The sequence below is a fragment of the Bacillus sp. FSL K6-2861 genome (genome assembly GCF_038630725.1).
GTDB classification, from domain to species: Bacteria; Bacillota; Bacilli; order Bacillales; family Bacillaceae; genus Bacillus; species Bacillus velezensis.
Window position 1 is genome coordinate 2,046,202 of record NZ_CP152037.1, and the last position, 24,089, is coordinate 2,070,290.

Below are 24,089 nucleotides of genomic sequence, written 5' to 3' on the forward strand. Positions count from 1 at the left end.
ATGTTGCGAAATCAAGCATATTGGTTATAATTGTGAGTCCGAGGAGAATTGGACCGAAGCTTGCGCATACTGAAAAACAAAGACATGAAAACATTTAAAAAAGAAAATGATTAAGAGCAGGTTTTTTGAAAGGGGTTTGTACGTTTGGCTAGAAAACAGCAATTTGATTACAACGAAGATGCCATACAGGTGCTTGAAGGCCTGGAAGCCGTCAGAAAACGACCGGGAATGTACATCGGTTCGACGGACGCACGCGGCCTGCACCATCTGGTATATGAGATCGTCGACAATTCCGTCGATGAAGTTCTTGCCGGCTACGGAGATCATATTATCGTAACGATACATAAGGACAACAGCATCTCTGTACAGGACAGAGGACGCGGAATGCCGACCGGGATGCATAAGCTAGGAAAGCCGACGCCGGAAGTTATTTTCACCGTGCTGCATGCCGGGGGGAAATTCGGACAGGGCGGCTATAAAACAAGCGGCGGTCTGCATGGTGTCGGCGCATCTGTCGTAAACGCATTATCGGAGTGGCTGACGGTTACTATTGAGCGTGACGGATATGTGTATAAACAGCGGTTTGAAAACGGCGGCAAGCCCGTGACTTCACTTGAAAAAATCGGAACGACCAAAAAAACGGGAACGCTTACCCATTTTAAACCTGATCCGTCAATGTTCAGCGCAACGGTTTATAATTTTGACACGCTGTCAGAACGTCTGCGCGAATCGGCTTTCTTGTTAAAAGGTTTGAAAATAGAATTAATTGATGAACGGAACGGCGTAAAGGAAGTATTTTATTATGAGAACGGAATTGAAGCATTTGTCGCTTATTTAAACGAGGAAAAAGACGCTTTATGCGAAGTGGTTTCCTTTGAAGGCGAGCATCATGACATTGAAGTCGATTTCGCGTTTCAGTTTAATGACGGGTATTCAGAAAATATGCTGTCATTCGTTAATAACGTCAGAACAAAGGACGGCGGCACCCACGAATCAGGAGCCAAAACGGCAATGACAAGAGCGTTTAACGAGTATGCGCGAAAGGTCGCCCTTTTAAAAGAGAAAGACAAGAACCTTGAAGGCGCCGATATCAGGGAAGGTTTGTCCGCAATTATTTCCGTGCGTATCCCGGAGGAACTGCTGCAATTTGAAGGACAGACGAAAGGGAAGCTTGGCACAAGTGAGGCGAGATCCGCCGCGGATGCCGTCATTTCCGAGAATCTTGCTTATTTCCTGGAAGAAAACCGCGATACAGCAACCCTGCTTGTCAAAAAAGCGATTAAAGCAAGCCAGGCCCGTGAAGCGGCCCGTAAAGCGAGAGAAGAAGCGAGAAGCGGCAAAAAACGCAAAAAATCAGAAGCGACGCTGAGCGGAAAACTCACACCGGCCGGTTCCAGAAATCCGGCGAAGAATGAATTGTATCTTGTGGAGGGAGACTCTGCGGGAGGTTCTGCAAAACAGGGAAGAGACCGGAAGTTCCAAGCCGTGCTGCCCCTTCGCGGAAAGGTCATCAACACAGAGAAAGCAAAGCTTGCAGACATCTTCAAAAATGAAGAAATCAATACAATTATTCATGCGATCGGAGGCGGTGTCGGCGCAGATTTTGAGATAGACGACATCAATTATGACAAGATCATCATCATGACGGACGCGGATACCGACGGCGCGCACATTCAAGTCTTGCTGTTAACGTTTTTCTACCGCTATATGAAACCTTTAATCGAGCACGGAAAAGTCTTCATCGCCCTTCCGCCTCTTTACAAAGTGAGCAAAGGAAGCGGTAAGAAAGAGATTATTGAATATGCTTGGTCCGACGAAGAAATGGACGGCGTTTTAAAGAAAGTCGGCAAAGGGTATACCATCCAGCGCTATAAAGGTCTGGGAGAAATGAACGCAGACCAGCTCTGGGAAACGACGATGAATCCCGAATCGCGAACGCTCGTCAGAGTCAAGATCGACGATGCGGCACGGGTAGAGCGCCGTGTAACGACATTAATGGGAGACAAAGTAGAACCGAGAAGAAAATGGATTGAAAAAAATGTTGCCTTCGGATTAGATGAGGAAAGCAATATTTTAGAAAATGAAAACTTGTCGGTCGCTGAGGAGGTTTAATAGTGGCACAGCCAGAATTATTTCATGATTTACCGTTAGAAGAAGTAATCGGCGACCGTTTCGGACGCTACAGTAAATACATTATTCAAGACAGGGCGCTGCCCGATGCTCGTGACGGTTTAAAGCCGGTGCAGCGGAGAATTTTATACGCCATGCACGCAGACGGAAATACTTTCGATAAAAATTTCCGTAAAGCGGCGAAAACGGTCGGAAACGTTATCGGTAATTATCATCCGCACGGTGACAGCTCCGTTTATGAAGCGATGGTGCGGATGAGCCAGGATTGGAAAGTGCGGAATGTCCTGATTGAGATGCACGGCAATAATGGAAGCATTGACGGTGATCCGCCGGCTGCCATGCGTTATACGGAAGCGAGATTATCTTCTATCGCATCAGAGCTTTTGCGTGACATCGATAAAAATACGGTTGAATTCGTTCCGAACTTTGATGACACTAGTAAAGAACCGGTTGTTTTGCCCGCCATGTTCCCTAACTTGCTTGTCAACGGATCAACCGGGATTTCAGCGGGCTATGCGACTGATATTCCCCCTCATCATCTGGGTGAGGTCATTGATGCCGTCATTAAACGGATTGAATCTCCGGATTGCACCGTCGATGACTTGATGCAGGTGATTAAAGGGCCTGACTTTCCGACAGGAGGCATTATTCAAGGAGTCGACGGCATTCGGAAGGCTTATGAAACCGGGAAAGGCAAAATTATTATCCGCGGCAAGGCTGAAGTGGAATCCGTAAGAGGCGGACGGGAGCAGATCGTCATTACAGAAATTCCGTTTGAAGTAAACAAAGCCAATCTCGTAAAGAAAATGGATGAATACCGCATAGACAAAAAAGTCGAAGGCATTTCTGAAGTCCGGGATGAAACTGACCGCACGGGGCTTCGGGTGGTCGTTGAGTTAAAGAAAGAAGCCGATGCAAAAGGCATTTTGAATTTCTTATATAAAAACACTGATCTGCAGACAACTTATAACTTTAATATGGTCGCCATACATAACCGCCGGCCGATGCTGATGAGTCTTACGGCCATCCTGGATGCGTATATTTCCCACCAGAAGGAAGTGGTGACAAACCGCTCCGTCTTTGAATTGCAAAAAGCAAAAGAGCGGCACCACATCGTTGAAGGACTGATGAAGGCACTGTCTGTGTTAGATGAGGTCATAGCCGTCATCCGGGCAAGCAGCGACAAGAAAGATGCGAAACAAAACTTAATGTTTAAATTCACATTTACGGAGCCGCAGGCCGAAGCGATCGTATCCTTGCAGCTGTATCGTCTGACAAACACGGATATTACGGCGCTAAAAGAGGAAGCGGAAGAGCTCAGCAAGAAAATTCAGGAGCTCGAAGCCATTTTAAGTCATGATAAAAAGCTGTTAAAAGTCATTACAAGCAGCCTGAAAAAATTGAAAAAGACCTATGCTGACAGCAGACGGTCTGTCATTGAAGAAAAGATTGAGGAAATTAAAATCAATCTTGAAGTGATGGTTGCCTCTGAGGACGTATATGTGACAGTCACAAAAGACGGCTATGTAAAACGAACAAGTCAGCGGTCATTTGCCGCTTCTAACGGCCAGGATTTCGGTATGAAGGATACTGACAGGCTGATTCACCAATTTGAAATGAATACAACGGATGTTCTCCTGCTCTTTACCAATAAGGGAAGCTATGTTTATTGTCCGGTTCACCAGCTTCCCGATATCAGGTGGAAAGACATGGGGCAGCACGTAACGAACATCATCACGATTGACCGTGATGAAACCATCGTGAAAGCTATACCGGTAAAAGAATTTGATCCATCTTCATATTTATTGTTTATGACGAAAAACGGCATGGTGAAGAGAACTGAAATGACGCATTACAAAGCGCAGCGTTACTCGAAAGCGCTTGTTGCCCTTAACCTTAAAGGGGACGACGAGCTGATTGATGTTCATGTCACAGACGGCGGCAGCCAGCTGTTTATCGCCACCCGCCTCGGGTACGGTTTATGGTTCGGTGAAGATGAAGTAAATGTAGTCGGTGCCCGTGCGGCCGGCGTAAAGGGCATAAATGTAAAAGACGGTGATACCGTCGTATCAGGACAAATCCTGCATGAGACAGATTCGCTTGTCCTTGTCACACAGCGGGGAGCAATCAAGCGGATGAACCTATCTGAATTCGAAAAAACATCCAGGGCGAAGCGCGGTGTCATCATGCTGCGTGAGCTTAAAAAGAACCCGCATCGCGCAGTCGGCGTATTCGCGTGCGCTTTAGCCGACATGATCGCTGCGGAAACAGAAAAAGGAGAGAGAATCGAAATCGCCGTGAAGTCCTTGCGGGCGAATGACCGATACAGCAACGGTTCCTTCTTTACCGATGAAGATGAGACAGGGCCGGTAACAGATGTATGGCGTATCCCCGCATCTGATGTTTAAGAGTAAAAATAAAATAAAAAAACCTCCGCTCATTGAGCGGAGGTTTTACTATTTAGCTTTCATGGCTGCCGAATAAGTCAGTGATAGCGTGAATGACTTCGATTCCCTGCCATACAAATAAATTCAATGCAGTGAATGAAAACAACCCTAAAATCACCATTCGTAAGATAAACAACATGTTTAACAACCTCCTCATTTTATGTTACATAGATAGGCGATGTTGAACATGAAGCTCATCGAAATACGAGGACTGATAAAATTTAGCGATTAAAAAGCTTTTCTTTCGCTGTCTTCTCCGGGAAGCGGGGCGTCTCCTGTCTGATATCACGATCAGTGAGACAGAAGCGGCAAAAAGCGCCGTCAAGATATATGAGCCCGTCAGCGATTTTTTCTCATCATCAGCATTTTGGCCGGCCTTCATTTCGTGCATTTCCTGCTGGTCGGCTACCGCTTTAAAATGATGAGCAGTATCAAACGCATGGGGAATGGAGAGCAAATGAAAGCTTGCAATCGCTAAAAATAAAATAGAAGCTTTTAAAAACAAGATTTTTTTCAAATGTTCTCCCCCCTTCATAAGTCTGAATATTTTTATTATAATACCCTAATTTAAATGCAAAGTAAACATATTTATTAAATTTAAAAAATTATTATCCTGGTTAAGTATATACCATTCCATCCATCTTTTCATCTCTTTTTTCTTAAAGACCTATTTGTTATGATATGCACGCATTCCTTATGACGTGACAACATTTTTCGGGCTGTAAGATAAAAAACGGGGCATGACAGCAAAAGACGTGATGAAGAAACCGAAACATTTTCTTAAAAAAACTTCTCAACCACTGTTGTTGTGATATAATAATACTCGTTGTGTTAAAAGATCTAACATATGCAGCAAAAATGACAGTAACAGATATGTAAAAGGGAGGTTAAACATGGAGGCTTTCATCAGTGAAATCATAAATGTTCCAAATGATTTTATTTGGAAGTATCTTGTTTATATTTTAGTCGGAATCGGATTGTACTTTACGTTCCGTTTTCGCTTTATTCAATTCCAATACTTTATTGAAATGTTCAGAATCGTCGGGGAGAAGCCGCAAGGAAATAAAGGAGTGTCTTCAATGCAGGCATTCTTTATCTCAGCCGCTTCTCGTGTCGGAACCGGAAACTTGACCGGCGTCGCGCTGGCGATTGCAACAGGCGGTCCCGGCGCAGTATTTTGGATGTGGATCGTAGCGATTGTCGGTATGGCTTCCAGCTTTGTGGAAAGCACCTTGGCGCAGCTGTATAAAGTGCGTTCCGGTGACGAATTCCGCGGCGGTCCGGCATATTACATGGCTAAGGGACTGGGCGCCCGCTGGCTCGGTATTTTATTCGCCGTATTGATTACCGTTTCTTTCGGACTTATCTTTAACGCCGTGCAGTCAAATACGATTTCTGTGGCGTTTGACGAAGCATTCCATGTGAATAAAACAGTTATCGCAATCATTTTAGCTGTATTAACGGCTTTCATTATATTCGGCGGTCTGAAACGTGTTGTTTCCGTTTCGCAATTAATCGTTCCGGTCATGGCGGGTATGTATATTCTGATCGCGCTGTATGTCGTGATTGTAAATATTACAGCGGTACCTGAGCTGTTTGCTGCGATTGTGAAAAATGCGTTCGGTCTTGAGCAGATCGTCGGCGGAAGCTTAGGAAGCATCATTATTATCGGTGCGCAGCGCGGCCTGTTTTCAAACGAAGCGGGTATGGGAAGCGCGCCGAATGCCGCAGCGGCTGCACATGTTTCGCATCCGGCTAAGCAGGGATTAATTCAGACGCTCGGCGTGTTTTTTGATACATTTATTGTTTGTACATCGACTGCCTTTATCATTTTATTGTACAGCTTTACGCCTAAAGGCGACGGCATCCAAGTGACACAAACCGCATTGCAGCACCACCTCGGCGGATGGGCGCCGACATTTATTGCGATTGCGATGTTTTTATTCGCATTCAGCTCTGTCGTCGGCAACTATTACTATGGTGAAACGAATATTGAATTTATTAAAACAAGCAAAACATGGCTTAATATTTACCGCGTATTCGTTGTAGTGATGGTGGTGTACGGATGTTTGGCTGACTTCCAGATCGTCTGGGACATGGCAAACTTGTTTATGGGACTCTTGGCTCTCATTAACTTAGTGGCAATCTTACTGCTGAGTAATGTAGCCTACAAGATCTATAAGGATTATGCCGCTCAGCGCAAAAAAGGTCTTGATCCCGTATTCAAAGCCGAGAACACCCCGGAGCTCAAGCATATTGAAACATGGGCGGAAGAAGAAGGTACAAGCCCCGAACGTAAGACTGCTAACTGAGGAAACATGCATACAATTTTCAAAAAACCTCTTACATTTTGTTGTGAGGGGTTTTTTATGTGAAAAACCGGGTTTTTTTACCGAAAACAGTTTTTTGAATTTATTGTATTTTTCTCTTGCGTGTGTAAGGGTTTTCATATAAAGTTTTACTAAACCGGTTTACCAAACCGATTTAGTCTTCAAGGAAAGGAGTATTGATGTGGCTTCTGATTATGGCATTTTTACGATCGGTGATGCGATGATCACCTTAAATCCCGCAAGCACAGGACCTTTGCGTTTTGTTACCCATTTTGAACGAAAAGCAGGAGGAGCTGAACTGAATTTTGCGATTGCATGCGCCAGATTGAATCTGCACTCAAAGTGGGTCAGCAGACTGGGGAAGGATGAGTTCGGCAGAGTGATTTATCAGTTTGCCAAAGGAGAAGGAATTGATGTGACTGACGTCTCCTATGTTGAAGACTTTCCTACATCTTTAAATGTCAAAGAGATCAGAAATGACGGTTCAGGCAAGACGTTTTATTATCGTTTCAATTCACCAATTCTGACTCTTGCACCGGAAGATATAACAGAGAATATGTTTGCCGGCATTCACATTGTTCATCTTACCGGTGTGTTCCTCGCGCTTGATAAGAAAAATCTTGAAATTGCTGAAAGGGTGCTTTCCATAGCCAAAGCAAGAGGGATTCCCGTATCTTTTGATCCGAATATCAGGCTGAAGCTGTGGACGATCGAGGAGGCGCGTGCGGCATTTCATCAAATCTTTCCGCATACTGATATTCTTCTGGCGGGCCGGGACGAAATAAAACAGCTGACAGGTATAGGGGAAAATGAAGCATTAGCCTGGTTTGCAGAGACCTATTCAATCAGTCAGCTTGTCATAAAGAACGGTGAAGCAGGTTCTGCGCTGTATCATGATCATAAGTGGGTTCACAAAGAGGCTTTCCCGGTTGCGCCTGTTGACACGGTAGGAGCGGGTGACGGCTTTAATGCCGGCTACCTGTACAGTTATCTGCATGGTTTTGAACCGGAAAAACGTCTGGAGTTTGCCAATGCGGTCGGTGCGCTCGTCACCACAGTTTCCGGTGATAATGAAGGGCTTCCCTATCTAGAAGAGGTTCTGTCATTTGTAAACAAAGAGACTGTGATTGAACGGTAGCAAGCACAACTTAAAAAGCGGGTGAGAAAATGAAAGCGGTTCTAGTACGGAAAGCATTTGATCTGGTGGTGACGGAATGTGAGAAACCGTCTGTTGTCCACGCGGATGATGTTCTTGTCAAGGTGAAGCGGGTCGGAATTTGCGGATCAGATTTGCATATTTATCATGGGACAAATCCGTTAGCGTCTTTGCCGAGAGTAATCGGACATGAAGTCACAGGGGAAGTCGCAAAGACCGGTTCTCATGTCCGGCGTTTCAAGCCGGGTGACCGCGTAGTGGTTGAACCGATATCTTATTGCGGAACATGCTATGCCTGCCGGAAAGGACGTCCGAACGTCTGCAAAGCGCTTTCGGTGTTCGGCGTTCATGAAGATGGCGGGATGCGGGAATATATCGTGGTTCCGGAAAAGCAGCTGCATGCCGTTTCCCCCGATCTGCCCTGGGAGGAAGCGGTCATGGCAGAACCATATACGATCGGCGCCCAGGCCGTTTGGAGAGGCCGTGTCGAGAAGGAAGATACCGTTTTGATTCAGGGAGCGGGACCGATCGGAATCTGCATATTAAAAATGGCAAAGTTCAAAGGCGCTTCCGTCATGATAACCGACTTGAATGATGAACGCTTGGCATTCGCTGAAAAAAACGGTGCGGACGTTACCGTCAACGCGCAAAAAGAAGATCTCGTTTTGCGGGTGAACGAATGGACAAAAAATGAAGGCGCCAATGTCGTCATTGATGCCGTCTGTCTCCCCTCAACGTTTGAAACGTCCATTGACGCGGTGTCTCCGGCCGGTCATGTTGTTGTGCTTGGTTTTGATGAGAGGACTGCCGGCATTTCTCAGCTTCCGATCACAAAAAAGGAAGTCACGATAACCGGTTCAAGATTGCAGACGAATCAGTTTCCGTACATTACAGACTTACTGAATAAAGGCATGTTAACGCACGGCGGTCTTATTACACATACATTTTCAGCAGATGACGTCCATCAAGCATTTCAGTTGATCGAACAGCACCCGGGCAAGGCGGGAAAAGCAATCATTACGTTTGATTAAAGGAGGAGCGAGAATGCTGCCTAAGTACGCCATTTACGAAAAACTTCTGCATGCACAAGTAGTGGCTGTCATAAGGGGACAAAACAGCCAAGAGGCGCTTGAAGTTTCAAGAGCGGCCATTTCAGGAGGTATCAGCGCCATTGAGCTTACATACACAACTCCTGAAGTGGAAGATGTCTTTAAGGAACTCCGGCATCAAGATATTCTTCTTGGAGCCGGCTCTGTAATGGATACAGAAACGGCGAGACACGCCATTTTATCAGGCGCCTCATTTATCGTCAGCTCTCATTTTGTAAAAGAGATAGCATCTCTATGCAACCAGTACAGCGTACCGTATCTTCCGGGATGCATGAGCGTGTCTGATATGGCTTTGGCGCTCGAAGCCGGATGTGATGTGGTAAAGCTGTTCCCCGCTAATTCGTTTGACCCTTCATTTATCAAGTCGGTCAACGGTCCTCTGCCGAATGTCCGCATTATGCCGACCGGGGGTATCTCATTAAACAGCATGAATGACTGGCTCTCTGCCGGAGCGGTCGCGGTCGGTGTGGGAAGCGACTTGACAAAAGCATATCAAAAGGGCGGCTATGAAGCTGCCGTATCCCTCAGCAAAGAATACGTCTGCCGAAAAAACGAATATACGGGGGTGTAACATGAATATCACGTTTCGCTGGTACGGCCAAGGTAATGATACGGCGACTCTTGAACATGTCAGACAAATTCCCGGGGTCAAAGGCATCGTCTGGGCTCTTCACCAGAAGCCCGCGGGCGATGTATGGGAAAAGGAGGACATTGAAGCGGAAGTCAGATTCATTCAATCCTATGGGTTTCATGCAGAGGTCGTGGAAAGCGTGAATGTTCATGAAGCCATTAAACTCGGTCATGAAGAACGCGGACAATATATTGAGCACTATAAACAGACCATTCGCAATCTGTCCGAATTCGGCGTGAAAGTCATCTGTTACAATTTCATGCCGATATTTGACTGGACGCGTACCGATATGTTCCGTGCGCTGGAAGATGGGTCAACCGCTTTGTTTTTTGAAAAAGCGAAAGTGGAAAGTCTCCCTCCGGAGGAACTGATCCGCACGGTTGAAGAATCTTCTGATTTGACGATTCCCGGGTGGGAACCGGAGAAAATGGCCCGGATCAAGGAACTGTTTGAGGCCTATCAAACGGTTGGTGAAAAACAGCTTTGGGCCAATCTAGAATTTTTTTTACATGAAATCCTTCCTGTAGCGGAGGAACACGGCATTCAAATGGCCATTCATCCGGATGATCCGCCCTGGTCAATTTTTGGCCTGCCCCGTATTATCACCGGTGAGAAAAGTTATGAAAAGCTGCGAGAGATTTCAGATTCACCCGCCAACTGTATTACGTTGTGCACGGGTTCGATGGGAGCGGATCCCGCCAATGATATGGTGAAGATCGCCAAACACTATGCGGGAGCTGCGCCGTTTGCCCATATACGAAATGTGAAAATCTGCGATAACGGTGATTTTACGGAAACTTCGCATCTTACCAGTGATGGGTCCATTGATATTACCGGTGTGGTAAAAGAATTGCACGGCCAAGACTATAAAGGATATGTACGGCCTGATCACGGCCGTCATATCTGGGGCGAACAATGCCGGCCGGGTTATGGTTTATATGATCGTGCTTTAGGAATTATGTACTTGAACGGGCTGTGGGATGCGTTCTCGTCTCATGAGAAAGGGGTGAAGAGATGAGACCGATTCATGAACGTTTATCAGGAAGAACCGCTGTCATAACAGGCGGGAGCGGTGTTCTCTGTTCAGCAATGGCAAAGGAGCTTTCACGGCAGGGGATGAAAATTGCGATCGTCAGCCGGAATGCTGATAAAGCAGAGCGTGCGGCGGACGAGATTGCTGATGCTGGAGGAACCGCGGTTTCTGTACCGGCTGATGTTTCAGCCCGTGATTCGCTCGAAAAGGCAAAAGACGAGATTATCAGCCGGTTCGGTTCTGTCAATCTTTTAATTAACGGAGCCGGGGGAAACCACCCTGATGCGATCACTGGCAGCGAGACGTATGAAGAGGATGAGCAGGGCACATCATTTTTTGATATGGACGAAACGGGGTTTTCCAGCGTATTTTCAACCAACTTTACCGGTGCATTTCTGGCATCGCAAGTGTTTGGAAAAGACCTACTGAAGGCGGAATGTCCCGCGATTATTAATATTTCTTCTATGAGTGCGTATACACCGATGACAAAGGTGCCCGCCTACAGCGCGGCCAAGGCGGCGATTCAGAATTTTACGATGTGGATGGCTGTTCATTTCGCAAAAAAAGGGCTGCGGGTGAATGCCATCGCTCCGGGTTTCTTTTTGACAGCGCAAAACCGTGGGTTGTTATTACAGGAAGATGGAAGTCTGACAGACCGATCCAATAAGATTATGGCACATACACCGATGAAACGTTTCGGGAAACCGGAAGACCTTCTGGGAACGCTCCTGTGGCTTTCGGATGATTCATGCTCGGGCTTTGTCACCGGGGTCACCATTCCCGTCGACGGAGGTTTTATGGCTTATTCCGGAGTGTGACAGAATCCATGTCCCTGTCAGATTGTAAACCATTTACTTCTGACTTATACTAGTGAAAAATGAAGACAGACGGGGATGAGTCTATGAAAACCATTACAATTTCTGATGTGGCGAAATATGCAAACGTATCTAAAAGCACCGTATCTCAATTTTTAAATCAGCGCTATGACTATATGAGCGAGAAAACGAAACAAAAAATAGAAGCGGCCATTCAAGAGCTGAACTATCAGCCGAATTTCGTCGCCCGCAGCTTAAAACAGAAATCAACATTTACAGTAGGTGTGGTGGTGGCTAATATTCTTCACACTTTTTCCACTCAGGTCATCAGGGCGGTGGAAGACTATTTTCATGAACAAGGATTTCATATTATTGTCTGCAATGCGGATGATGAACCGGAAAAAGAAAAGAAATATATTGAAATGCTGCGGGCTAAGCAGGTGGACGGAATTATTATTTTTCCGACGGGCGAAAATCTCTCTTTATATGAAAAGATGAAACGTGATACGTTTCCGGTCGTGTTTATGGACAGAACCATTGAAGAACTCGGGATTCCGACAGTGATGCTTGATAACCATCATGCAGCCGGTCTTGCCGTTGACCGGTTTATCGAGAGCGGCATTAAGAGAATTGCGATTATTACGACGTCCATTATTCGGGAAATCAGTCCGAGGGTAGAAAGGATTGAAGGGTATAAGAAGGCGCTTGACCGCCACGGAATGATGGTGCGGGACGAATATATCAAAACAGCCGATGCGGCTGATATTTCCAATGTTTTGTCAGAGCTGTTCTCACTTGAGGAGCCTCCGAAAGCGATATTGGCGGCAAACGATATCGTTCTTGTTGAGGTGCTGAAGTATATGAAGGAGCATGATATGGCAATTCCGGATAAGGCAGCCGTCATCGGAATTGATGAAGTTCCTTTTGCTGGTTTTTTTACTCCTCCAATTACGACGATCGTCCAGCCTGCGGCAGAAATGGCGCGAAAAGCGGGAAACCTTCTTCTTCGCCAGATACAAGAAAAAGATGGCGGTGAAAAACGGATTCACCGCTATAAACCGGCGCTGCTCGCAAGGCAATCCGGATAACCGGTTTCATTGCATAAATCGGTTTACTCCGGCAATTTAAATGTCTGAATATTATGAAATTAGAGGGGGATTTTATGTTCTCAAAAGATAGATTCCCTATTATTCTTCTTTTATTTTCAGCCGGGGTGATTAACTATTTAGACCGCTCAGCGCTGTCTATTGCAGCGCCGTTCATACAGCAGGATCTCACATTGTCGGCAACCCAAATGGGGCTGATCTTCAGCAGTTTTTCTGTCGGATACGCTGTGTTTAACTTTCTCGGCGGTGTTGCATCTGACCGGTACGGGGCTAAATTGACATTGTGTACGGCGATGATCGTTTGGTCTCTTTTCAGCGGAGCGGTTGCGCTTGCTTTCGGATTTGTAAGTCTATTGATTATCCGTGTTTTATTCGGTATGGGGGAGGGGCCGCTGTCGGCTGCCATAAGCAAAATGGTCAACAATTGGTTTCCTCCGTCTCAGCGCGCCACGGTCATTGGCCTGACAAACAGCGGCACGCCGCTCGGCGGGGCGATTTCCGGCCCGATTGTCGGGATGATTGCTGTGGCGTTCAGCTGGAAAGTTTCCTTTGTCCTGATCATGATCATCGGTTTAGTCTGGGCGGTCATCTGGTTTAAATTTGTCAAAGAACGGCCGGCGCCGACGGAAGACGCCCCGGCAATGAAAGCGGAGATTCAACCGCATGAGCAGCATATCCCGATGACCTTTTATTTGAAACAAAAAACGGTTCTCTTCACGGCTTTTGCCTTTTTCGCCTACAATTACATCTTATTTTTCTTCTTAACATGGTTTCCGAGCTATCTGGTGAAAGAACGCGGTTTAAGTGTTGAATTTATGAGCGTGGTGACTGTTATTCCCTGGATTCTTGGATTTATCGGTTTGGCGGCAGGCGGAATGATTTCTGATTATGTATTCAAAAAAACCGCCGGAAAAGGGGTTTTGTTCTCACGGAAAGTCATTCTTGTCACTTGTTTGTTCGCTTCCGCTGTACTGATCGGATTTGCCGGACTTGTTACCACTACCGTAAGTGCCGTTATTCTCGTTGCTTTATCAGTCTTCTTTTTATATATAACGGGCTCTATCTATTGGGCGGTAATTCATGATGTGGTTGATCAAAGGAATGTCGGGTCAGTCGGCGGCTTTATGCATTTTCTTGCAAACACGGCCGGTATTATCGGGCCTGCTTTAACCGGCTTTATCGCGGACAAAAGCGGATCATTCTCCGGGTCGTTTTTGCTTGCAGGCGGATTAGCCGTTTTGGCCTCGGCTGCGGTAATCCGTTTCGTGCGCCCGATTATCATTCAAACCGCTTCTGAAGATAATAAAGACACGATACCTTATTCATAAGTCATCAAAGCCACTGAGGCTGTCCTGCCGATAACGGGATGGCCTTTTCGTTCTGCCGCTTGATCTGTTCCTATGATAATATAGGAATTGTTTACAAAAGAAGGGAAGAGGAGGGGGCATGAAGCAGAAGCCGATATATGTTGCAATCAATATTGCATCTGATATAGAAACGCTTTGGGAATATACGCAAAACCCGCATCTTCATAAGGAATGGGATCTGCGGTTTTCTGACATTACATATCTTCATAGGCTGCCAGATGAACCGCAGAGATTTCTATATGAAACACGAATCGGTTTTGGGCTGAAGGTATCCGGCACGGGCGAATCAATAGGTGACATAAGGCCTCGCTCGTCAGAAAGAGTGTCTTCGCTCGCTTTTGCCTCTGATCATCCGCTGTCACTTATAAAAGAAGGCAGGGGCTACTGGAAGTATATAGAGCGGGATAACGGACAAACCGCATTTTTGACTCAATATCAATATGAAACGGCCCGCGGTCTGCCGGGAAGTTGGATAGACCGGTTTTTATTTCGTCCTCTGCTAAGCTGGGCTACCGCATGGAGCTTTGATGCGTTGCGGCTTTGGATAGAACAAAACAGACATCCGAAGATATCAATCCGTTTCGGGTTTGTCTATGTCTTTATGTGTCTCGTATTCAGTCTGTATTGGTTTTTTCAAGGCTTTCATGATGGCTGTGCCGATGCAGAGATCGTGAGGGGAGCGCTGGAGACAGGGTTAGGGGTATTATGGCTGCTTCCCATGCGGAGAAAGTGGCTGATTCACACCGGGCAGTCAGTCTTCTTTTGTGTAACGGCACTGCTATATTCGTGCGGCGGATTCGTGATCTCATTAGGAGTGCTTACGATAGCCGCAATGATTCTTAAGCTCAAGCTGCCGAGCGCCTGGCATACAAAACGAAAGAGAGAAGTGAAATGACGGATTCAATGTATGAAAAAGCGATTACTCATTATCAATCACTGCACCCGATGCTGCAGAAGCGGTACAGATTTGACGGATCACGCACGTTTTGCGGAGAAGGAGTTATGTCAGAAATAAAGGGAGGTTCTTTTCTTGTCAGAATGCTTTTAAAGACAGGTGTTTTTTTCAGATGTTTTTTCTCAGAGAGGGGAAACGATATCCCTTTCACTATCGAAAACAAAAACAGGCAAAATGGCGTGGAATGGAATCGTACCTTTTTCTTTAAAAGCAAAACGCGTTTTTTTGATGCAGTCATGGAATATGATGAGCGGGAAAACAGAATTCTTGATTACTTCGGCAAACCCCGCATCCTACTGTCTGAACTGCATTTAGAAGCGTCTTCAGACGGAGGGCTTGTTATTACATCCGGAAGGCAGTGGCTCCTGATAGTCGGAAAGAAAATCCCGCTTCCGGCATGGCTGTGCGGCAGTTCAACCGTTTATGAGGCTTATGATGAGGAAATGAATTGCTTCAGCATAAAGGTTCATGTGAAAAACCGGATACTCGGCACGCTTTTCTCTTACCGGGGGACTTTCCGTGAAACAGAGGGGGAAACATGCTGAAGCGTCATCTCATGGTAAGCGTGATTTGCTTTTTGGGATTTGCGGCGGCTGAAGCTCCGTATATATCAGCTGCTGAGACGTTTGTTTTATTTTCCGTACTTTTTTTCGTTCCCGCTGTATTCGATTTTGCTTTTCGGCCGTCAAAGACCTTAGAGAATGTGTTATTACGAAGTTATCCTGTTGCCGCTTTATGTGCGGCGCTTGCGCTTGTCACAGACTTCAGTTTTTTTGCCGTTGTGTGGCTCATTTATACGCTTGGGCTGGCACTGTATGCTGTCCGGCGGCTGATGAAAACAAATATTCACAGAACAGAAGAGATGTCTGTTATGGCGGGTTTCATTTATTTGGCCGGGGGCGGATTCTGGTTCTTCGCATATGTCCTTGAGATTCCCGTTATGAATTTCGGTCCGCTTATCGTTCTGCTGACGGCGGTGCACTTTCACTATTCCGCTTTTCTCATTCCGATCTTTAACGGATTGCTCGGCAGGATCATACGGGAGAAACGGGTTCTTTACAGATGGAGCACGGTCATTATTTTGATTTCGCCGATCCTTATTGCCTTGGGGATTACATTTTCAAAAACACTTGATGTGATTGCTGTCGCTCTGTATCTGGCGGCTCTGTATGTAAATGCATATCTCGTCTTTACGGTGCCGTTTGTTACGAAAACAGGCAGGATCTTGATCAGGAGTTCTTCGGCTGTGTTAATGATCACAATTGCTTTTTCTTTGATATATTCGTACGGTGTCTACCGCGAGGAGGCAATGCTCACGATCAGCCAGATGATTTGGATTCACGGGGCCGTCAATGCATTCGGCGTTATCCTTCCGGCTTTGGCGGGGTGGAGGTTGGAAAATCCGAGACCGTTTGATGAGGGCAGCGAAAGAACGTTCAGCCGTATTTACGGGAAGAGAACGATAGGCAAAGACTTTTTGACTGATATTCATGCAACAAATGACATCCATTATACCGGCCTTCTGGATCAGATGAGAGAACTGCATTCTGAAGACTTTTCAACCCAAAAACTGGCGCCGGCCGTTATTTCCTTTTATGAAGAGACAATTGATTATGACATCATGGCAAAAGTGACGTGGAGCGGATGGTTTCGTCCGTTCGCGCGCGTGTACGAGCCGTTCAGCAGAAGAGCGGGGCAGATTCACCTGTCCATGAATCCGGATTGGTATATCATGCACAGTGATATTATAGGAGTTGACTCTGACAAAGACGGCAGAAAAAATGTCCGTGCGTGGATCAGAACAAATGAAAAGCAGGAAACCGTTTTTACTGCGCTGTATTCAGCGTACAGGGCAAAAGGGGAAGGATACATGAATATCTCTCTTCCGCTGCCGTACGGCCAAATGACGGGCATTTTAAAGCCTTATGCGCGTAAGCAGAATCTTGTTTTGACAAGCAGACGGCGAAAAAGCGGAGCGGGTGATGAAGGGATTTATCTGCAGACGAAATGGGGGACGTGTCATCTTCCGCTGGCAGAGACATTTCTTATTTCAGCCCAGAGCGAAATCAGCCTGAAGGCCGTTCATCATATGTGGCTGTTCGGACTGAAATTTTTAACTGTGCATTATCGGATCACTCATGCTTCCGCAGGTAACCGAAGCAAATAACTAGCTGCAGCGCCGCCTGTTCATCAGGCGGCTTTTTCTCATCTACATGGGTTATATTCACCTTTTTATTTACGAGCTATTTTGCGGCGGATGACACGAAAGGAGCCATGCGCTGGATCTCATTTATTCTCGTGTTAGCTCAGCTGTCAGGGATGAGCCTGAGCGGTTATGTTGTCAGTGAATGGGGATGGCACGCAGCATTTTGGATCGGGAGCGGCCTCGGTCTTTGCCTGTCTTTCATGATTCGCGAAATTAAAACGACCGCTATGATTGGCTTCACAATGGCGAGAAAGAAATCAGCTTGTTGTCTTTTCGTTTATGACTAAGCACGCACTGGCTCTGCTAGTGATAGGAACTTTAGTTCGCAGGTGCGGAAACGGGTAACATTAAAGCTGTTTTACTTACTCGCAGCTGTTTTTATTTTTATCATTCCTTTTACCGTCAGCCCGATGGCGCTTTATCTCGTCCAGGTTTTAATAGGTTTTTCACTCGGGCATTATTTTTCCTTTGCTGCTTGGAATGTCGATTGAGTCTGTTCCGGCAGACATGAGAGCAACATCGACGGGGGCATACCAGGCGCTTTATGCACTCGGTATTTTCGGAGGACCTTTGGCCGCAGGATTTTTTAATGATTGGCTGGGGTTCAGAGCCGGATTTTATTTCGCGGGGTGCTCGGGCTGGCGACTGTCATACTTGCTCATATGTGGGGAGCCGATGCGAAAAAATCGTCGGAAAAGTGCAGGGAAGATGCGGCAAAGTATTACCAGACATGATTTTTTTATATGCTTGCCTAAAGAAATGATCTCATTGCGAATAAATTTCCCTTCCGTCTCAATAACTAAAGTATACTTAGTTATTGAGACAATAATTCATTCCGTCAAATCACATTACCAAGCACATTGATACATAGATTATAAAATTAAAAACAAGCATTTACAGGAGAGAATACCTCTCAAGATAAATAATTAATGGATTAATTGTTGTATTTTGGATAATTATAGGGTAAATTGGTAGTGGAAGAACAAACATAAGGAGGGGTGATTTGATGATAAAGCTTAATTCAAGAAACGCAACATGAGTCCAATGGCATATTTGACAAAATTCTGACTCTAACAGTTCGTAGCTGGCCCGTAATAGGGCACAGGAAGAAACTCTCCTAAAAATAACTGGCCTCAAACATTTAGACACCACGAAATAGCTATCAAGCTTAAGATCTAACTTCATCAATAAGAACAAACATAAATAACCCGAAAATGGAAGGAGTATGTTTAAATATGAAGGTGCATTTTAAGTTCTGGTCAATTGCGTTTGTTTTAAGTATTGTTCTTTATGGAATTATCGGGACAGGCCAAGCACATGCCGCCCAAAAAGACAATGCAACCACAGATATTACACTCGATGCTAAGAAAGAAGAGGTAGCTTCTCAAATAAAAATCTATAATGAAGAAAATAATCAGATTCATCCTTACACGTTGAAGGAATTAAAAGATATGATCAAGCTACAGGAAGAAATGCCGTTGGATGGCTCATTTCATGTTTTATATTCAACATATACAAGCAAAGCCTTTAGTTTCAAATATAACTTTTCAATTGGTGGAGGAACATACGGGAAAGCATTTAAAAACCCTGGTACTTTGTTGATTACCCCGCAAGGGACTGCGAAAAAGTTCTCGGTAGCAGCAAAGTATGACAATGGGAAAGGTGGAGTAGGGGGCCAAGCAGGGAAAGTATCATTACCCGGCGGATGGACAGGCCAGATTCATATGAACTGGACTCATTTGAAAAGAGGAAAAAGCTATCACTTTAACTTTATTAATGACAGCAGCAGTGATGTAACTGTGAAAATTAAGGAAGTAATTGTGTGGTATAACTGGTAAAGAAGAGCAGGCCCTAAAAGGGCCTGCTTTAATTATAGGAGGCTAATAAGCTTCACAGGAAACCTCTGAATACAAAAAAAGAAACCCTTTTGCCTTGTCGGGTTTCGGAACACACAGTTTTTTATTGCTTTGTATCATTTAAATATTTTTGATGTTCCTTTTCCAAGACTTTTCTATCCTCTTTAATAACTTCGATTTTGTATTTCTCTTTTACGTCTTCAGACAAATTGTCATTTAAATATTCTCGCAGCTTCGTCTCGCTTTTGGTTTTATCCATTCCAATTGAAATAACCGGATCTGTTTCTCCGATTCCGTAGCTGACCAATCCGAATTTCTCCCAAGCATTGTCTAACACTTCATCTGGTGTTTTTTGATTACCGTTTACTGCATATAGAGCAATACTAAACATGAATAAAGAAGAGGCTACAACCAAGATTCCAACTACTGTTTTTTTCATCTGTTCCTCCTTTTTCTTGAAAAGTAAATATATCTCTCTTAATCCAAAGTATATCATAGGTTATTTTGATGGCAAAGTCACACCGTACCTCAAAATGTTAAAGAACTGAAACGGTGGGACGAAGAAGTTGCTATAATAGAAGAAAGAGTACAAAGTCATACGTTGTTTTTTTATTCAATTCAGATAAAGTGGAGTTAGCAATAGATCGGCTTTTCGTAGTGGCGTTCGGCTCACCTCCATATCTGGAAAGAAGGGAGGTGAGAATATGGCAGTAGAAAGCGCACTTGGATTGATGTTTCAATTCGGAATCCTCATTGTAGGGATTCTAACGCTTGCCTATAGTTTCTCAAACAAAAAAAGTAAGAACGCCCCAGACTCCTACATCTTGGCGTTCCCACTCATAAACTAGACTTTTGGAAAAAAGCCGACTCCCTTACAGGAGCTATTCTATTGCCGATCGGAGATGTTACCAGCATCTTCGATCTTTTTTATTGTATGCTCTTTCTGTGTATTATATTCACAATATCATCAGAAAGGAGAAATATAATCATGTAATGCTTATTGAATCTATACTGATTGTATCTTTTCGTTGACCGAAAATCAACCGCAAAGATGTGAAGAATACGTTTCCATTAATTAGAATTGTGATAAAATATTAGGTAATGACAAATGAATATGACGCACATCTGATTGGGACTTCTGAAAAAGATTATGAAATAGTACGCATAATTTAAAATCAAAATTCTGAATATTTAAAGAAAGGATGAGGAAGGTGGAAACCAAAAAGATAGAGTTTGAAAAGGTTGCCCAAAGTCTTAATGAATGGTATACAGTTATCAAGCAAAACAATATCCCTAAAGCAACAGCAATGAGGGGAAAAATTGTTAAAGCATTACCTGACATGGAAGAAAATCAGAATGTGTTGCTGTACTTCAATCTCATAGATTCACGATTTAAACTCATGACTGAAAACTATAGGGAATCAGGTCATCTACTTGGAAAAGCAGATTATGAAACATGTACAGATGACATGATTCAATATTATTTTTATCTCTTTAATGGCCTGTATAACTTCTATCAGAAGGATTTTATCGAAGCAATTAACTTTTACAAAATCGCTGAAAGCAGACTCAGCAAAGTACCCGACGAAATAGAGAGGGCAGAATTCCATTATCAAACTGCGATTGCCTACTATGAAATTCGCCAGAACTTTTTCTCGCTCAACCATGCTGAAAAAGCGCTAGAAAGTTTCAGAGCAGTCGATAATTACACCAATCGTGTAATCAAATGCACCATGCTCTTTGCCATGAATAAAGTTGACCTACAGCAATGGGAGCAAGCGATCAGTTTGTATAAAAACGCAATACATATCGCTCAAAAAGTTAAAGACGGGCTTTCAGAAGGTTTAGGGCATTTTAATCTAGGTGTATGCTATGAAAGACAGGAACGCCTTGAATTAGCCAAGGAAAGCTTTTTAAGGGCTTTGGATATTCCTGAACATTGCGATTCCGTCTATTCCATTCGCTCAATGTACATGTTGAGTCGTGTTTTTTACAAATTAGGATCAATTGAATCAGCGCGGGTATGGAGAAGTAAAGCACTTGCATATGCTGATAAAGTAAACGAAGAAGTATACAGGGCAAAATTGAACCTCATATACTTTGTATACGATGCGACTGATCATGAGTCCTTTGATTTGAATATGAATGTACTGAAGGGGAAAAACTTGTGGTCGGATGTCGCTGACCTGTCTCTAAATGCAGCATTGTATTACAAAAAGCAGGAAAACGCTGATCTGTCATCTAAATACTTTGAGGAAGCTTGTACTGCTAAGGATCAAATAATAAAGTTTACGGAGGCGTTGTCATGAAAAAACGTACTGTTTTAATTACTGCTGCTATTCTCGGACTGCTTCTTGTGTCAGGAAATGATTATAGGACAAAAGAAAACGGATGGCTCGGCATATCAAATGGTTTCCAAACAGCCGAAAATGGAGCACTGGGATAAGAAGAAAAACGGATAAAAAGATCGCTGATAAAAGTATTTTAAGCCGGCCAAAGTGCCGGTTTTTTAATGAGAGAATGTCAGCTGCCAACCTTTATGTTAAAAGCCTTAATTAAGGGCTTATTTTTTGGACACTAATGAGTGAAAACTGCGAACATGAAAGGAGAGCTTATATATGAGTGCATCTAAAGAGCTTTATGCTTCTATGGGATGGAGTGAGCCGAAAAAGAAAGAAGACCCAATTTTTAAAGTCGGCCAACGGTTTACAATAAATTACGGATTTCAAAAAAACCTGAAAGGCACTTGGGAAATCATAAATGACAGTGACTCTCCACACTATGAATGTGTTAAAATTTTAAAAAACGGCAAGCTTTCAAAAGGGGAAAACTTAAACTGCAAAAGACACTTTGATGTATCATTCATAAAACAAGCACTCGAACATTCAAAACTTTAAACAAGCATAAGAGGAGAGAAAAACAATGATTCAAGAACAAAGGTACATTAAACGAGTTATATGGTGAGGGAAAATACTAGTTTGAATACATCGCACAAGGCAAAGATGCTTGTTTATGCTTGGTATCAGCTCAAAATCGATTTGAGCTAGTTCGGCTGCATAATCAAAAGGCGGAAATAAAAGTTAGCATAGATGCCAAATTCAATCCTGAGAAAATCAGGACAGATATCAAGTTAGTTATTGTTTTCACTCCATATGTTTTTGATTGCCTAAAAGGGACGTTGTACTCTTTACAATATTTATTTGCTTGTTGGCTTCCTGCATGTCTTTCAGTGAAAGGCGTAATAACTATAACAGCATCACTTTTCCTTACAGCAGAACTAATCTTCACTCCACTTTCATCACCTCTTAATAACTGATGATTGATGCCAGCTGAACCGAATAATTTTTTAAAATTTTCCTGTGTTTCGGTTGCGCCCATTATTGTCACAGTTTTATCCTTTAGTCTCCCCTCAAAAGGATCTGAAGCAGCAGTCTGTTCAGCAGATTCTTTCTTTGCAGATCTTGAAGACGAAGAAGGGCTGGTGACAAACGAAAGCGAAGAATGGTTATGATTATGTCTCCATACAATCTGTAATTTCTTTTCAGACATAAGATAGGCTACATCTACGATTGAACCCTCAGTCAAATTAAATTTTTCTTTTGTGTAATCGTTAATAAATAGGGATTTCTCCTGACCGTCTATGTGAATAGGGCCATCCAAAGCGCTTTGTTGTACAATTAGTTGATTATTCACAGCTTCTACAATGCAGTATCTAAATTCTCTTCTATCTGGTTCAATTCCATCTATATTGATTTTTTTGTAAAGCGAAAAATCATATCTTCCATCAACCTCTGCAGGATCAACTTGAATGATATCACCTGAAGCTATTTCAAGATCCCGAATTACGGTTTCTGGAATAAACAAAGAGGGGCGTGACTCTGAAAGTGATTGAAGTTCTCCGCCAACTGCTTTTCTTTGAAATTCATAAAGTGATTGGTTAACTATTTCATCTTTTTCATTAGTTGAGCTTTGATCGTTTTCGACAGATAATGTTTCCTCGACAGTCTGACTCTCAGGATCAGGGTCTTTATTTTCTAACGGCTGAATCCTTTGTAATATATCAAGCAACTCTAATCTTTCCTCAATCATTTGTTTTGATTGGGAAAAGTTATGCTTGTCTAACTCTTCAGCTATGCATTTCACTTCACTTTGAACAAAATTAAAGAGTTCCTTATACATAAAAGCACCTCAGTTTATGATTATACTTATATCATATAGGAAGTTGATTTAACCCTCAAATAGCTATAAGACACGGTTTGGGAAGAGGAGAAGGTTTTGGGCTATTACGATTAAACCTCTTGTATTCTATCAGTACATGTTAACAAGAATTATGAGTCTATCAAGCTCTGATTTGTCCATTATCTATATCCATTTTCCGAATAAATGCAAATATATTGTAAGATTAATTAAGATTCTCATTGTAAACACTTTCTTAATATGGTAATTTTGATTTGTAATACCAAATAAACCCTAATCAGAAGGAGAGATTTCATTGAAAAAGAAGGTTCTTGCTTCAATTGTATTAGGTATAGGTTTTCTAGGAGGACAAGCTGCTTTTGCCAGTCAGTCGAACGATGTCAATCATGGGGAAGTTAATCTGGACGAATCAAGAGATTTAATGAGCGCCATGAAGCTTACTAAATCAACACCGGGCGGGGGTACTTGGTATCATGGCTTCGAAAAAGGCCAAGTTCATTCCAATTACAATCATAAGAAAAAGACTCACAAATCAAGTGCTGCGGCTGGAGCAAGATTCTATGAATCTAAATGGAAGAAAAAAGATGAAGGGTATACCTACGCTGCCGTGTATCAAACCCTTTTTGGAAACAAGGCTTTTTGGGATACAAAATAAAGAAAACGATAGCAAAGTGATTTTTTAATTTTTCTTCCGGTGTGGTCAAACTTGAATACAAGACAGCACCGGATTTCTTTTTATGGAGGCTGTCCA

At 43.7% G+C, this 24,089-nt stretch carries 24 protein-coding genes; 20 read left to right on the forward strand and 4 right to left on the reverse strand.

Translation table 11 applies throughout. From position 1 onward, the window contains the following. Positions 1-144: 144 nt before the first annotated feature. On the forward strand, positions 145-2,112 hold the full coding sequence (gene parE / locus NYE62_RS10240) for a DNA topoisomerase IV subunit B (RefSeq protein ID WP_007611767.1): 1,968 nt from the start codon (positions 145-147) through the stop codon (positions 2,110-2,112). Positions 2,113-2,114: 2 nt separating this feature from the next. Continuing rightward, entirely contained in the window at positions 2,115-4,538 is a 2,424-nt protein-coding gene (gene parC / locus NYE62_RS10245) for a DNA topoisomerase IV subunit A (RefSeq protein WP_342497464.1), read from the forward strand. Positions 4,539-4,590: 52 nt separating this feature from the next. On the opposite strand, the gene NYE62_RS10250 is transcribed toward parC, so the two are convergent. After that, positions 4,591-4,716 carry a hypothetical protein gene (locus NYE62_RS10250; RefSeq protein ID WP_003153957.1) on the reverse strand — a complete coding sequence of 42 codons (126 nt, stop codon included), beginning with the start codon at positions 4,714-4,716 and terminating at the stop codon, positions 4,591-4,593. Between the two features lie 24 nt (positions 4,717-4,740). After that, the gene (locus tag NYE62_RS10255; RefSeq protein ID WP_003153956.1) at positions 4,741-5,094 is read right to left on the reverse strand and encodes a hypothetical protein; all 354 of its coding nucleotides are present in this window, start codon (positions 5,092-5,094) and stop codon (positions 4,741-4,743) included. Between the two features lie 376 nt (positions 5,095-5,470). Between NYE62_RS10255 and NYE62_RS10260 the strand changes: the two genes are divergently transcribed. The 14 genes from NYE62_RS10260 (at position 5,471) to NYE62_RS10325 (ending at position 19,123) form a co-directional block, all read left to right on the forward strand. Further along, positions 5,471-6,889, forward strand: a complete 1,419-nt coding sequence (locus tag NYE62_RS10260) for an alanine/glycine:cation symporter family protein (RefSeq protein ID WP_053573355.1) — start codon at positions 5,471-5,473, stop codon at positions 6,887-6,889. A gap of 199 nt (positions 6,890-7,088) precedes the next feature. After that, a complete protein-coding gene (locus NYE62_RS10265; RefSeq protein WP_342497465.1) occupies positions 7,089-8,045 on the forward strand; it encodes a sugar kinase in 957 nt (318 codons plus the stop codon). Positions 8,046-8,074: 29 nt separating this feature from the next. Then, complete coding sequence (locus NYE62_RS10270; RefSeq protein WP_342497466.1) at positions 8,075-9,094, forward strand: zinc-binding alcohol dehydrogenase family protein; 1,020 nt, start codon at positions 8,075-8,077, stop codon at positions 9,092-9,094. A gap of 13 nt (positions 9,095-9,107) precedes the next feature. Then, positions 9,108-9,743, forward strand: coding sequence for a bifunctional 2-keto-4-hydroxyglutarate aldolase/2-keto-3-deoxy-6-phosphogluconate aldolase (locus NYE62_RS10275; protein ID WP_014418028.1), 636 nt, complete (start codon positions 9,108-9,110; stop codon positions 9,741-9,743). Position 9,744: 1 nt separating this feature from the next. Next, positions 9,745-10,821 carry a mannonate dehydratase gene (gene uxuA / locus NYE62_RS10280; protein ID WP_342497467.1) on the forward strand — a complete coding sequence of 359 codons (1,077 nt, stop codon included), beginning with the start codon at positions 9,745-9,747 and terminating at the stop codon, positions 10,819-10,821. Then, positions 10,818-11,654, forward strand: coding sequence for an SDR family oxidoreductase (locus NYE62_RS10285; protein WP_342497468.1), 837 nt, complete (start codon positions 10,818-10,820; stop codon positions 11,652-11,654). Before uxuA ends, NYE62_RS10285 begins: the two co-directional genes overlap by 4 nt. An 83-nt stretch (positions 11,655-11,737) precedes the next feature. Further along, a complete protein-coding gene (locus NYE62_RS10290; protein WP_342497469.1) occupies positions 11,738-12,739 on the forward strand; it encodes a substrate-binding domain-containing protein in 1,002 nt (333 codons plus the stop codon). A gap of 74 nt (positions 12,740-12,813) precedes the next feature. Beyond that, the gene (locus tag NYE62_RS10295; protein WP_254003773.1) at positions 12,814-14,085 is read left to right on the forward strand and encodes an MFS transporter; all 1,272 of its coding nucleotides are present in this window, start codon (positions 12,814-12,816) and stop codon (positions 14,083-14,085) included. A gap of 118 nt (positions 14,086-14,203) precedes the next feature. Continuing rightward, complete coding sequence (locus NYE62_RS10300) at positions 14,204-15,019, forward strand: hypothetical protein (RefSeq protein ID WP_342497470.1); 816 nt, start codon at positions 14,204-14,206, stop codon at positions 15,017-15,019. Next, a complete protein-coding gene (locus tag NYE62_RS10305) occupies positions 15,016-15,624 on the forward strand; it encodes a DUF4166 domain-containing protein (RefSeq protein WP_060561630.1) in 609 nt (202 codons plus the stop codon). Before NYE62_RS10300 ends, NYE62_RS10305 begins: the two co-directional genes overlap by 4 nt. After that, positions 15,618-17,246, forward strand: a complete 1,629-nt coding sequence (locus NYE62_RS10310) for a YndJ family protein (protein WP_342497471.1) — start codon at positions 15,618-15,620, stop codon at positions 17,244-17,246. The genes NYE62_RS10305 and NYE62_RS10310 overlap by 7 nt, the downstream gene beginning before the upstream one ends. Before the next feature lie 107 nt (positions 17,247-17,353). After that, positions 17,354-17,572, forward strand: coding sequence for a hypothetical protein (locus tag NYE62_RS10315; protein WP_342497472.1), 219 nt, complete (start codon positions 17,354-17,356; stop codon positions 17,570-17,572). Positions 17,573-17,878: 306 nt separating this feature from the next. Continuing rightward, the gene (locus NYE62_RS10320) at positions 17,879-18,019 is read left to right on the forward strand and encodes a hypothetical protein (RefSeq protein WP_186314451.1); all 141 of its coding nucleotides are present in this window, start codon (positions 17,879-17,881) and stop codon (positions 18,017-18,019) included. A 501-nt stretch (positions 18,020-18,520) separates the two neighbouring features. After that, positions 18,521-19,123, forward strand: coding sequence for a hypothetical protein (locus tag NYE62_RS10325; protein ID WP_060674251.1), 603 nt, complete (start codon positions 18,521-18,523; stop codon positions 19,121-19,123). 121 nt (positions 19,124-19,244) lie between these two features. On the opposite strand, the gene NYE62_RS10330 is transcribed toward NYE62_RS10325, so the two are convergent. Beyond that, a complete protein-coding gene (locus tag NYE62_RS10330; RefSeq protein WP_031379082.1) occupies positions 19,245-19,580 on the reverse strand; it encodes a hypothetical protein in 336 nt (111 codons plus the stop codon). Positions 19,581-20,352: 772 nt separating this feature from the next. Here NYE62_RS10330 and NYE62_RS10335 point away from each other — a divergent pair. From NYE62_RS10335 to NYE62_RS10345, 3 genes are all read left to right on the forward strand, one after another. After that, complete coding sequence (locus NYE62_RS10335) at positions 20,353-21,450, forward strand: Rap family tetratricopeptide repeat protein (protein WP_232321919.1); 1,098 nt, start codon at positions 20,353-20,355, stop codon at positions 21,448-21,450. Further along, positions 21,447-21,587, forward strand: coding sequence for a hypothetical protein (locus NYE62_RS10340; RefSeq protein ID WP_186314450.1), 141 nt, complete (start codon positions 21,447-21,449; stop codon positions 21,585-21,587). The genes NYE62_RS10335 and NYE62_RS10340 overlap by 4 nt, the downstream gene beginning before the upstream one ends. A gap of 172 nt (positions 21,588-21,759) precedes the next feature. After that, positions 21,760-22,038 (forward strand): hypothetical protein, encoded by a 279-nt coding sequence (locus NYE62_RS10345; RefSeq protein WP_144664859.1) that lies wholly within the window; start codon positions 21,760-21,762, stop codon positions 22,036-22,038. A gap of 163 nt (positions 22,039-22,201) precedes the next feature. Here NYE62_RS10345 and NYE62_RS10350 read toward each other — a convergent pair whose 3' ends face one another. Further along, a complete protein-coding gene (locus NYE62_RS10350; protein ID WP_199021962.1) occupies positions 22,202-23,320 on the reverse strand; it encodes a DUF2325 domain-containing protein in 1,119 nt (372 codons plus the stop codon). A gap of 313 nt (positions 23,321-23,633) precedes the next feature. Here NYE62_RS10350 and NYE62_RS10355 point away from each other — a divergent pair, with 313 nt between their 5' ends. Next, positions 23,634-23,993, forward strand: coding sequence for a lactococcin 972 family bacteriocin (locus NYE62_RS10355; RefSeq protein ID WP_199021963.1), 360 nt, complete (start codon positions 23,634-23,636; stop codon positions 23,991-23,993). Positions 23,994-24,089 lie beyond the last annotated feature (96 nt).